This window comes from Leptospira inadai serovar Lyme str. 10 (genome assembly GCF_000243675.2).
GTDB lineage: Bacteria > Spirochaetota > Leptospiria > Leptospirales > Leptospiraceae > Leptospira_B > Leptospira_B inadai.
The window spans coordinates 434,763-447,384 of record NZ_AHMM02000025.1 but is presented as its reverse complement, the minus strand read 5'-3'; the positions used below and the strand labels follow the sequence as shown (position 1 = coordinate 447,384).

At 42.2% G+C, this 12,622-nt stretch carries 8 protein-coding genes and 1 tRNA gene; 5 read left to right on the top strand and 4 right to left on the bottom strand.

The window, feature by feature from the left end:
- Window positions 1–128 precede the first annotated feature (128 nt).
- Together LEP1GSC047_RS17790 and LEP1GSC047_RS17785 are read left to right on the top strand one after the other, a co-directional pair.
- On the top strand, window positions 129–7,256 hold the full coding sequence (locus LEP1GSC047_RS17790) for a SpvB/TcaC N-terminal domain-containing protein (protein WP_020989131.1): 7,128 nt from the start codon (window positions 129–131) through the stop codon (window positions 7,254–7,256).
- Between the two features lie 43 nt (window positions 7,257–7,299).
- Window positions 7,300–7,863: a hypothetical protein gene (locus tag LEP1GSC047_RS17785; RefSeq protein ID WP_010416699.1), complete on the top strand. Its 564-nt coding sequence runs from the start codon at window positions 7,300–7,302 to the stop codon at window positions 7,861–7,863.
- A gap of 4 nt (window positions 7,864–7,867) precedes the next feature.
- On the opposite strand, the gene tnpC is transcribed toward LEP1GSC047_RS17785, so the two are convergent.
- The 4 genes from tnpC to LEP1GSC047_RS17765 all read right to left on the bottom strand — a co-directional run bounded on the left by tnpC (window position 7,868) and on the right by LEP1GSC047_RS17765 (window position 10,493).
- On the bottom strand, window positions 7,868–9,445 hold the full coding sequence (gene tnpC / locus LEP1GSC047_RS17780) for an IS66 family transposase (RefSeq protein ID WP_010416700.1): 1,578 nt from the start codon (window positions 9,443–9,445) through the stop codon (window positions 7,868–7,870).
- Window positions 9,446–9,487: 42 nt separating this feature from the next.
- Window positions 9,488–9,835 carry an IS66 family insertion sequence element accessory protein TnpB gene (gene tnpB / locus LEP1GSC047_RS17775; protein WP_010416703.1) on the bottom strand — a complete coding sequence of 116 codons (348 nt, stop codon included), beginning with the start codon at window positions 9,833–9,835 and terminating at the stop codon, window positions 9,488–9,490.
- Window positions 9,826–10,116 carry an IS66 family insertion sequence element accessory protein TnpA gene (gene tnpA, locus LEP1GSC047_RS22270; RefSeq protein WP_010413681.1) on the bottom strand — a complete coding sequence of 97 codons (291 nt, stop codon included), beginning with the start codon at window positions 10,114–10,116 and terminating at the stop codon, window positions 9,826–9,828. The genes tnpB and tnpA overlap by 10 nt, the downstream gene beginning before the upstream one ends.
- A gap of 295 nt (window positions 10,117–10,411) precedes the next feature.
- Window positions 10,412–10,493, bottom strand: a tRNA-Leu gene (locus LEP1GSC047_RS17765).
- A gap of 102 nt (window positions 10,494–10,595) precedes the next feature.
- On the opposite strand from LEP1GSC047_RS17765, the gene hisB reads away from it, so the two are divergent.
- Genes hisB through hisA form a run of 3 tightly spaced genes read left to right on the top strand, consistent with a single transcriptional unit; the run spans window position 10,596 to window position 12,534 of the window.
- On the top strand, window positions 10,596–11,177 hold the full coding sequence (gene hisB / locus LEP1GSC047_RS17760; RefSeq protein WP_010416706.1) for an imidazoleglycerol-phosphate dehydratase HisB: 582 nt from the start codon (window positions 10,596–10,598) through the stop codon (window positions 11,175–11,177).
- A complete protein-coding gene (gene hisH, locus LEP1GSC047_RS17755) occupies window positions 11,174–11,806 on the top strand; it encodes an imidazole glycerol phosphate synthase subunit HisH (protein WP_010416709.1) in 633 nt (210 codons plus the stop codon). Before hisB ends, hisH begins: the two co-directional genes overlap by 4 nt.
- Entirely contained in the window at window positions 11,803–12,534 is a 732-nt protein-coding gene (gene hisA / locus LEP1GSC047_RS17750; protein WP_010416712.1) for a 1-(5-phosphoribosyl)-5-[(5-phosphoribosylamino)methylideneamino]imidazole-4-carboxamide isomerase, read from the top strand. Before hisH ends, hisA begins: the two co-directional genes overlap by 4 nt.
- Window positions 12,535–12,622: the final 88 nt, after the last annotated feature.

Below are 12,622 nucleotides of genomic sequence, written 5' to 3'. Positions count from 1 at the left end.
ATTTTACGTCATTTTTATCGAGTAGATTGGGAAAAATAGCTACAAAATTGCCATTGACTCGTTGATAAAGCGAAAACACGATTCTTAGCGAAATAACATTTATTAATAAATGAAATTTAGGGTCCGTTATGTCCGTTTTTAAGAAGAGTCTTATAATTAGTTTAAGTTTAAAATCCTTTAAAAAGTTAGCAATTCGGATCGGATTACCCTTATTTATTCTCCTCTTTCTCTCCAATTTTAGCATCGTTACGAGCGTTCTTAGGATGCTGGGGTCTCTTCCGCCGCAACCGCTTCCTCAAGTAGTCGTCGGATCGGATGGAAAAGCCGTTACTACAGTCCCGATAGAGCTTCCTCCAGGGACAAAAGGAATAATTCCCCAGTTGTCCTTGAGTTATAGCTCTACCGGGGGCGAAGGTTTTTTGGGTTGGGGCTGGCAGCTGAACGGAATTCACAGTATCGAAAGAGACCCTGGCTTTGGGGTCAATTATGGAGGCTCGGATTCCTTCCGATCCAGTCTTGGCGGTCAACTTGTGGACGTTTCCGGAAATAGAACCGTTTTTCATTCCAGAGTCGAAAATTTGTTCCAATATATACCGCAAGGGACCTGCGGAGACGGCCCATGTACTTGGATCGTCGCGGATAAAAATGGAATTACGTACACGTTTGGAGGGTCTGCGGACTCTCAAATCATAGCCATCGGTCAAACAAATTCGATTCGAGTTTGGGCATTAAATAAAGTGGCCGATTCGTTCGGAAACGGATATACGATTTCGTACCTTCCACCTGACGGAACTGGAGCCTATTATCCGAATACAATTTCGTATCTGAATAGGTCGATACAATTCAATTACGAAACTAGGCCCGACGGCGCTAATTTCTCATCCACAAACGCGACCGATTATTCGCAAAGCGCGCCGGTCAAAGTATTAAATCGACTGAATAATCTTATCATTAATGTGAACGGAAGTCTATTAAGAGAATATGAATTTGGTTATTCCCAAGGGCCAGTCTCGAACCGGTCTTTATTAACAATCATCCGAAGAGACGGGAATAATCAATTCGGTTCCGAATCCTTCGATGATCTTGAATTCACTTACACTTCCATTCAACAGAGCGGTGGGTTTTCTGTAAGCGGGATGCAGCAAGTAACGGATTTAACTAATGCTAAACTGGCCCCATCAAATAGTGTCTTTACGGCAAGCCCGCTCGCGACAGTGACCGGTTCGGAAGCGCAAAATAATTTTCCGCCGAACTCTCGAAGTACTGCAACTCAATACAATTCTCTAATGCAATATTTAGTAAATCAGCCTGTTCCAGATCGATTTTCGTGCAATATTGGGACAGGGGCTTGTATTTGTGCGGCTCTTCCCGTCTGCTACGGATATAATCCCTCGATTTTTAACGATTTGGCGTTTACCTGCCAGGCATTTGGAGGTTGGGACGGTATAAACGGTTGCGCATACGGAATCCCAACCGCGTTAACGAGTTGGTTACCGGCCGATTTAGATGGCGATGGTGTATTAGATTTTATCGCCTTAACCGGGACAGACGGGGCCGTTACCTTGCATGCAAGAACAATCAATGCGAGTGGAGGAACTACATTTCCCGCTAGTACTACATTACCCATTTTTTATAATACGTATTATTCTCTTTCGGATATAAACGGAGACGGCAAATCCGATTTCGTATATGAAAGTGGTGGAACATTATGGGCGATTTATTCCAGGGGAGCTTCTTTTTCCTCGCCCGTCCAGTTTTCGAATGTTTCTTTAAAAGCTGCCGATCGAAATATGACGGTCTTCGATCCGTATGAATATATTTTCGACTCCTCTATTCCCGGAAATAAACAATGGCTATCCGATTTTGGAGCTTCCGATTATTTCGCGGATATGAATTCGGACGGTCTTGCCGACTTTATACATTACGACGGTTTTAATTTTAGAATTTATATTAATCAAAAGGGAAGTTTCGCAAATCCGATCGTAATCGCCGCGAATGTATCTCCGTATTTGAATCAATTTACGGACATGAATAATGACGGGGTCGCGGAATACGTTTCGCTTTCAACCACATCAACCAATCCGAATGTCATTCTTTTGCAGCAGCAATTAGCGCAGTTAAACGCCCAACAAAATCAAATCCAAACGGATTATAATAATCAGCTCGCTGTTTTACAAACGCTTCTAAAAGCTAGCTCCGCTTCGAATCTTCCGACATCGGCGAGTCTTCTTACTCTTCAGAATTATTATACAAATAACAGTTTTCCTTCCGATGCGACATTGGTCCAAACGCTCGTAACTCAAATTACCGGCGGAACTGCTGCGACAGCTACCCAAAGTTCTACCTTAACCACGGATCTTCAGACTGCATTCGCGACGATTCTGGGCCCGGTTTTAGTAAACATAAATAAAGTAAACGCGCAACTTGCAAGTGTTCAAGCCGCATCTTCACAAATTTCAACTATCAATGTGACTTATTTTAATCTTAAAAACAGCTCTTCAACGGGATACTCTTACCCCATCGCTTCGTACGATCCTCTTAGAAGTTTTTTAATCGATATCAATGCGGACGGGAAGCCGGATCTGGTCACAATCGATGTAATTACCGCTTTTACGTATCTTAATACCGGGTTCGGATTTACTTCAGGCAGATCCGTCAATTTAAATTCCGGAACTCGAACGAGTCTGGTCCAGTTTAATTTTGCGGACGTAAATGCGGATGGTTTTACCGACCTAGTTCTCTATAATAAAGATTCCAAAAACATAGAAACGTATCTATCGAACGGCTACGGATTCGATTCGCTCTCCAGCAAATATTCCTTCGGAAATCTTCCGACATTCCAAAGTGCGCCCGATCAATATGGAAACGTCGCTTCGGACATTTATCAAATAACCGTTACGGACGTGGACCGAGATTTAAATCCGGATGTAGTCATCGGGTTTCTTGCAAGCGATCTTTCTTACGGCGGAATTCAATGGGTACGAAGCGTTAAGAGAACCGTTCCAGAAGATGCGATCTTGACCGTTCAAAATGGAACCGGCGCTCAGGTTTCTGTTTCCTACGGGACCGTCGCTAATCAAACAAACGGTTATTTAGCCGGGACCGGAAATTACCCTTTCTTCCCGAATGCGTCTCCCGATTTTGTCGTAACTTCCTTAACAACCGATTTAACAAACGGTGCTGCGAAAACTTCCCTTTATACATATACGAATAGTAAATTTTATATGGGCCTGCCTGGAATCGGTCGTGGATTAGGGTTTGCTACAATAACGGAAACGGATCTCACTACCAGTTTCTCTACCGTGACCAATTATTTTCAGAGCAGTTATCGGTTAGCCGGACAGCCAAATATTCAAAGTAGTTATAATGCTTCCGGAAATTTACTTTCCCAAACTACGATATCCAACTTTTACTATCCAAATCCTTTTGGAACGGAAATAGCTGTTCCGCAATCCATCGTAAAAAACTCGTACCGCAACGGAGCACTACTTATTTCGGATAATAAAACGATTACGTACGATATTTACGGTAAACCGTTAACGACGACGGATTATTTGGGATCGCATACGATCTATACTCAGCTTATTTATGCAGACAATCTAAACACTTGGAGAATGGGGCGAATCCAGGAGTCTATCAAGACGGTCGATGGAAGCCTAGTTGAGGATAACTTGATTACTTACAACGGCGATTTCGTTTCTTCCATTACGAAATATCCGGGCACCAACGTTGCCCAAACGACGAGCTTTGGGGGACCGGATGCTTTTGGAAATCCGGCCTCAGTTACTGATGCTCTTGGAGCGACTACCCAAATTGCATACGATACAACGACAAATTCATTGCCGGTGACCAAAACGAATGCGCTTGGCCAGGCTACATCCTATACATACGATTATTCTCTGGGTTTAAATCTAACGGAGACAGATCCGAACGGTGGAACTACTTCCAAACTGTATGACGGTTACGGAAGACTTTTAAGTGTAATGTATCCGGGAGAATCCAGTTGGAACGAATATTATACATACAATAATACGGGACGATTTAATTTAACGAATTTATCTCAAAATGAATCCGTTTCGAAGCAGGTTCGAGATAATATTTCCGGAAACGTGACTCTCACGAATTCTTATTCAGATCCGATGGGAAATGAAATTAGAAGCGAGGTGAATACTTCCATCAGTAGCGTATTCATCGTTACTACGAAAGCTTATGATTATACGACGGGGAATTTAATTCAAAAGTCGAACGCGTATTTGAGTAATGATTCCCCTGCTTATACCACGTATAAATACGCTGATCCTGATAATTTGTTAACCGAAATCGATGAGCCGGATCTTTCCGGAACGATCGTATCCACGATATCCTACTCTGGACTTACTACAAATACAAACATCGCATATCCCGATGGATCGAGTAAAACGAAGAGCGAGACAAAGAACGAATTGGATCAAATCATCTCTACGGTAGACAATGGAAAGACGGTTTCCTATACGTATGATCCACACGGGGGACAGAAAACGATCACTGACCCAAGCGGCTTAGTTACTTCAATTTCTTATGATATAGCGGGAAGAAAAACGAGTTACTCCGATTCAAATTCGGGAACGGTGAGTTATACCTACGATCTAATGGGAAGAGTTCTTTCCCAAACGGATGCACGAGGAAGTAGCGTTACAAATCTGTATGACCAGCTTGGACGATTGATTTCGCAAACTACGAATGGAGGAGAGATCGCCTCGACCTTTACCTATGATGATACGAGTGTTTCGAATGCGATCGGACGATTGACGAAGGTTACGGATAGCTCGGGTTCGTCTACGTTCGCTTACGATGTGAAAGGAAACGTCACTCGGAAAACAAAATCGATCGATGATTTGACTTTCGTAGTTTTGAAATCGTATGATTCCTTGGGAAGGGTTCTTACTTTAACATATCCTGATGGAAGTAAGACTCATAGTAGCTATTCCGTTAATAATTACTTAAATATGATTACCTTCGATTCGGCGGATGGAACAAGTACAGGATATACTGTAATTTCCTATAACGGGCCGACGATTGATTCAGCGACAGGATATCCTACTGTGACAAGATCTACTGGAAATGGGGTCGTTCAAAATATCGGATTCGATAAGATTAAACTAAGGGTCCTGGAGTTAAAGACGACTCTTCCAAATAGTACAATTAATGGCGATATTGCTTACTCCTACGATGGCTCCGGTAACATTACAACCCTTCAGGATAAGGTTACTCCGGCTCGTACTCAAACGTTCACATATGATTCTTGGAATCGAATCATTTCAGCAACAGGAATTTACGGTTCCCAGACGTATGCCTATACTTCAAACGGAAACATTACCCAAAAAGACGGATATACTCTTACTTACGGTGATTCTACTCACGCGAATGCTGTGACTTCCGCTTACAGTCAGAACACCGGAACAGTAAACTATACCTACGATGCTTCTGGGAATATGACCTCTAGAAATGGAGATACTCTGATCTATGATTCTAAAGGTAGAATGGTAGAGTATGATCCGAATGGCGGGGGAAGTATTTTATATACCTATGATTATGCAGGTAACAGGATTAAAGCGAATAATCAAAATACGGCGACAGTCACGTATTTCCTGGAAGATCTCTATGAGATCGTAAGGGCGCCTAGCACCTCCGAACAACATACCTTATATATCAAAGGCTTGGAAGGAGACCTTGTTTCTCAACTGACTCGAAATAATGCGGTTCTTATTACTTCAAACAATGTAGAGAATCAAAGGAAGCCGATTTTAGCTTCTGCATTTATGCAACCATTCTGCAAAGATGTAGCGGGTGATTGCGGTGAGTATTGGAAGAATCGAGTAACAGGTCCATCTTCGAAATTCTTTACTCATTCTTCTTTCTTTATGAAAGGAATTCCTACCGATCTTTTTGCTTCCTATTATTATGTTTTCCTTCTTTTCCTTCTGTATCTCCTCTATCCGTATTTGAAGAAAGGAAACGAGTTCTTAGGAAGAGCAAAAATTGTAGGGTTAGGATCTCCCGCTTTATTATTATCGTTAGTGGTTGCGTTTTCCGTTCAAGGCTGTAACGGATTTTTGGGTGGTGGAGGGAGCGGTCAGGCTCCTTGGATACTGGCGTTAGGAAGTTCAACGAACCCAAATACCCCTACTTTTAATAGCCCTGTTGCCAGCGGTGTCGGAGCGATCTCAGGTGGAACTCCCGTCGCCGGTATGTATTTCTATCATCCGGACCATTTGGGTTCGACGACTCTTGTCACTGATGGGAATGGAAATCCAGCTCCTGGGCCGGGTCAATCGGGAGTGAGCCACGTATCTTACATGCCGTATGGTCAAATCGATAGAAATGATTCTTTTGGTCCGAATATATTCAGATACCAGTATACGGGTCAAATAAACGATACCGATACAGGATTATATTTTTATAAATCTCGTTATTATGACTCGGTCTTAGGAACATTTATTCAACCGGATGATCGAATCAATCCGGGTATTAATGGTACGAATCGATTCATGTATGTTAGCGGGAATCCAGTCGGATCAAATGATCCAACGGGGCATGTGGATTGGAGTCAGGCGATTCACATGTTAGATCAAATTATCGGTCATATGATGTGGAAGAGCTTTAATCATGGAGCTGGGTGGAATAAATTTGCCAGCCAGATCGGAAAGTTTAATTTAAGCAAGGCCACTTTTATTCCTAAGGGAAAACTCTTTTGGGACCCGGCCAACACTATATTTAGCGCTAGAAAAATGGGTCGATGGTATAACACTAGTAGGTTTTTTAAGAGCGATAGACAAATTCGAGGTTATTATAGAAACACTGCAAATGCTGTGGTAGATTCATCAATCTATGCATATGGTCATGGAGACTTTGGGGATTGCCGAGATCAACTTGGGCCGCAGACTTGCAGTCTTTTAATGCAATTTGGATTTTTTAAGTATTTTGATGATCTCGACAAGTTTAAACAAAAAGGAGATTGGGATCGAATTACAAAAATATATATCCATTTCCGATTTAAAGATGGAGTGCAAGTGGGATTGGATGAAGCTCATTCGGAATGCGGTACGACAAAATCGTTGACGGAGGATTTCTATTGGGGCTCACAGGAATTTGAAGGACAGGGTTATCCTGATGGTGCGACGGGAGATATCAAGCGTCAAGAGGCCAAGGTCCAAATCATTGAGAATACATTCTTATTGTATAAAGCATGCACAGCTACTCCCGGCAGCGGCGAATAATTTATTGAAATAGAAAATTAGTTAGCGAAAAATAAGGAGATTCATGAAGAAAATTATACTAATAAAATGCTTGGGACTATCTTTCTTGTTGTTGAATCTTGCTTCGGTTGAAGCACAAGAAAGTACTAAGAAAAAAAATGCTATCTATGCCGGTATATCTTTAATCGACCCAATAGGTGCTGGGAGTATATCCTACGAACGATTTTTAGTCGAAAAACTTTCAATAGGAGTAAGTTTAAATGAAACCGTAAAAGATCGAGAAGTTACGGATAACGAAGGGTCAGGCTGTAGTTTTCAGTTTGCATCATGTACCTACAATAATCAATCCAGAAAAACTGGCGGACTAGTGTTCTTACGCTTTTTTCCGATGAATGGGTCATTTTTTCTAAATGTGGCTGCTGGAAAGCAGCCACATTTAAAGCAGGAAGTACATCTCGGACAAGATATTAATGTTAATGCAGCCTTTCCAACCCCTGCTTCCGCTTTTTCCGCTATTGATATAATCTACCGCAGGACAAATGTTAGTTATGGGATTTTTAGTTTAGGATGGCGGTGGCTATTTGGGGAATCTCTTTTTCTTCAAGCAGAAGGCGGGGTATTAAAGTAACCGCCTAATCAAGCACAGGTATAGCGAGTTGCGGCAGATCCTGACAAGAAAGACTCCTCGGCTCGCTTTCCCATGACTTAAATAGATCCCGCAAATACGCATAAGGATCGACTCCCGCGAGCTTTGCAATTTGAACTAAAGAATAAAATCCTGCACTTGCAGTCGCTCCTTCCGGGCAGCCAGAGAAGAGCCAATTTTTTCTTCCGATCACAAAAGGACGAATATCATTCTCGACCAGATTTGTATCTAATTGCAATTCCGGACGATCCAAAAAGATAAGCAGTTTTTCCCATTGGCCGGCGAGATAACCAAGGGCTTTACCCATCGAAGATTTTGGAGCGACTTCGATGATTCGTTTATTCATCCAGGAACGGATCTCGTCAACGACCGGCTTGGATTCAGATTGTCGAAGTCTTAAATGCAATTCCGAATTTAGATTTTCTTCTCTGGCCTTCGACTCGATTGTGTAGAGCTTACCGATTTCCTTTACGATCCATTCTGCTTGAGCGTTCTTAGGATCTATTTTTAAAATTTCAAAGAATTTCCTTCGAGCATGATTCCAGCATCCTGCATGAAGAATCTTTGATTTTACTTTCAATAAAGAATCGTAAGATTCAAAACCGTCTGTTTGGATAATCCCTTCGAAGTTGGAAATCCATCCCTCTAAAAATTTAGCACTCCGACTCGGTTCATAATGATATAATACTACCGGTTTTTCTCGGATAAATCCCCGAATCACCCACATATAGGATTTGGCCGTATTCGACTTTTTCGGTTCGTTTAACACTTGGAGAACCGTCTCATCTATCTGTAAATACTTCGATTCAAAAAGCTCCTTTCTTATATCCTCAATCATTGGAGAAAGCTTTTCATATACTTGGATCGCAGTATTCGATAAAGTTGTTCTTGAAATATCGACTCCCGATCTTTGAAGAATTCCTGCTTGTCTGTAGAAAGGAAGAGCATCTGCAAACTTCTGAGTAAGTGTGTACGCTAAAAAGTTCGATGAAAGCATACTCTTTTCAGCGATTTGATTGGGAACTGGTGCTATTTTAATGACAGGTTGATTTTCATCGGAAGTCCCTTCACAATGCTTGCACGCATACTTAGGGCGAATATGAACTTCGACTTGGATTTTTGCCGGAATTAGATCCAGCTTCTCGGAGCTTTCCTCTCCGATTCGAGTCAGCTCATGCCCACAAGAACAGGTTTTTTCGATTTCGGGAATATCGTGTAAGATCTTGATTCGAGGGAAATAATCAGGGAACGGCTTACGACCCGTTTTCTTTCTAGTGTGACTTTTAACCGGGGTGAAGAGGCCTTCTTCCTCAGGTTCGGTGGAATCCTTCTGTAGGGAATTTTCTATTTCGTTAAAAAGAAGTCCTTGGTCTATCTCGATTTGGCTCCATTTCTCCGTCTTTCTTCCGAATAGTTGGATCTTTAGGCGCTCAATTTGGTCGAGATGCTCGGCTTCTTTCTGTCTTTGGAGCCGCAATTCTTCAGAGTACTTATTATTTTGGAATATAATAATCTTCTTTAGTTCTTCTACATCATTCGGCAGTTCGTTTATATCTAAGGACACGGCATCTAAATGTAGATTTTGCGATTAAATTCGTCAATCTTTTCAGCTCACTTTCTTATATTTTAGTTTCTTATGCTCTTTAAAGAAATCGATCCCGTTTAAAAGCCAATGAAATCTTTCTTGCGGGATCTTTCGAACTTCTTCCTCCGAGTTCGGCCAAGGAAATTTACTCTCCTCTAATCTTTTCTGCCAAAGACAAAACCCGCTCTTGTCCCAGTAGAGCATTTTCAGTTTATCTTTCTTGCGATTGCAGAATAGAAATACACTCTCCGAATACAAGTCCTTCTTCATTTTGCCTTCTACAATGATAGCAAGTGTATTAATCGATTTCCTTAAGTCGGTGACTCCAGGTCGTAAATACACTTTTCTTCTGCCGGGATTTAGCTCCATTGTCCCAAACTAAACTGAAGGTTTACTTGTAGCAAAGCCTTGCCGGACGAATCTATTTTTAGGGTCAAAAATTCAGACCCTACCAAAGGGAGGCCGTTTGAAACAGATTGAGGAACTTCTACAAAGCCCTCTTCTTTTTGCTGAATCTTAGCCCGCCTCTCCCAGTGATAACGAAAGGACGAGTATTTTAGTCCTTTCTTTTTGCAGTATTGCGGTCGCGAAAATCCGCTTTTTGAAAATTCCTCAAACTCTTGCTGCCAATCTACATTTGTTCTGTTCATTAAAAATAGTTTAGCAGGATTTTAAGATTCGCGAAAGGTGGGCTTGATTAGGCGCTTACTAAAGAACGCGGAAACTCTGCTCATCAATGATCTGTCTTCCGTCCTCGGTCATCTGTCCTCTGCAGGGGACTCGCCTCTACGCAGTCTCCCATCGTGGCAAACTAAGCTCCACGGCGTCTCGAACTTGCCTCGCCACGTCGTGTGGCTCGGTCACAACCACTACGCTCCTTATGGTCGCTGTGGTTGCTTTCAAGTTCTCGCTTCGAGTCCTGAATTTGATTTTACTTCCGAAATTTGCCGAAGAAGGGACTCGAACCCCCACGGTGTTACCCGCTGGTACCTGAAACCAGTGCGTCTACCAATTCCGCCACTTCGGCCTTTGAGGCGATGGGGATAATTTTCGCGATGCAGGCTTTCCGTCAGCTTATTTTTGGAATTCATTGACACGATAATTGAGAGGAAAGTAGGGTTAGGATAAGATGAAAGAAGAGAGGAAAACCTCCGAGACAGATATAAAACTAGCCCTAAACGTTAGAGGGACCGGAAAATATAATTTTGATACTGAAATTCCATTTTTCGATCACATGCTTTCTCACGTCTCAAAGCATAGTCTGATCGATCTGGATCTTTGGTTAAGAGGAGACATAGAAATCGATTGCCACCATAGCGTGGAGGACACCGCGATTTTATTAGGATCCACGATTCATAAGCAACTCGGTGACAAAGCCGGGATTCGTAGATACGGCCATTTTACCTTACCGATGGATGAGGTTCTTACGACGGTCGCTGTCGATCTCGGCGGACGCTTTTTCTTTAAATATTCCGGACCACCGCTAGTCGGAAAATTCGGTATCTACGATGCGGAACTTACTCTGGAGTTCCTACAAAAGTTTGCTTTAAACGCTAAGATGAATTTACACGTCGTGGTCCATTACGGTGATAATAGACATCATTTACACGAATCAATCTTCAAAGCTCTAGGTAAGGCTTTAAGAATGGCAATTGAACTAGATCCAGCGGCTGGAGGAGCCATCCCGTCAACAAAGGGAGTCCTGGAGTGATCGCCGTTTTAGATTATGGAATGGGTAATATCCATTCCTGCCTTAAAGCGATCTCCCTGTACACGAACGAATTTTGTTATACGAAAGACCCCGAAACCATTCTCTCCTCTTCGGCGCTGATTCTTCCGGGCGATGGACATTTCGATAAGGCGATGACGAATCTAAGACAATCCGGATTAAAGGAAGTCGTAGACAAGCATGTTCAATCAGGAAAACCTTTATTAGGAATTTGTATTGGATTTCAGATTCTTTTCGAAGATTCGGATGAAACGTCTTCCACTAATCTCAAAGGAACGGTCGAAGGATTGGGCTACATCAAGGGCAAAGTACGTAAGTTTCGCGGAAAAAATTTTAAGGTTCCGCATATTGGCTGGAATCGACTTATTAAACGAAGACCTAAAGAAACGCTTCTTTTAAAGGAAATTCCGGACGAATCTTTCGTTTATTTTATCCATTCCTATCGGCCTACCGATGTGGAAGGCAAAGCGATCACCGGACTTTGCCAATACTACGGAGAGAAATTTCCCGCAGTTATAGAAAAGGGAAATATTTTTGGAACTCAATTTCATCCGGAAAAATCTCATTCTACCGGGTTAAAAATTCTGGAGAATTTTATAAAATCATTATGATCTTAATTCCTGCTATAGACCTTCTGGATAATTGTGCTGTTCGACTTTTTAAAGGCAAGTATGAGGATAAAACGGTCTATTCCACCGAGCCTTGGAAACTTGCCGACGGATTCGAACAAAATGGAGCCGGTTTACTCCATCTGGTCGATTTAAACGGAGCCAGAAACCAAATCGGAGTTAACGGGGAATCCATTTCGAAGATCAGAAATTCGACGAAATTGAAAATTCAACTCGGCGGCGGCATTCGCGATAAGGAAAAATTAGCCTACTATGATTCAATCGGAATAGATCGCTTTATTCTTGGAACCGCAGCGGTTAAAGATCCGGCCCTACTGGATTTTGCCTTACAAAAGTACGGAAAAGATCGGGTAGTCGTAGCTGTAGACGCCAGAGACGGGATCGTAAAAATTACAGGTTGGGAAGAAGATTCGGGTCTAAAATACATGGATCTTCTGGATAGAATTCACAAAGTCGGCGTCGAATCCATTATTTTCACGGACATCGCGCAAGACGGAACGTTAGCCGGTCCGAACTTGAACGCATATAAAGAGATTCTGAGTCAATATCCTTTTCAAGTGATCGCTTCCGGCGGTATTTCTTCCTTAAAAGACATTATGGCCTTATCCTCATTGGGGACACCGGTCCCGGTATTCGGCGTTATTACCGGCAAAGCACTCTATGAAGGACGGATCGACCTTGCCGAGGCCATCTCCAGATTAGAAGAATAAAAGATGTCGGAACTCATTTTGCGATCTTCGACTTGTCGATATTTTTCTTTCCTTCCTCATTTATCCTTGGTACAAAGGTAAATTCTAA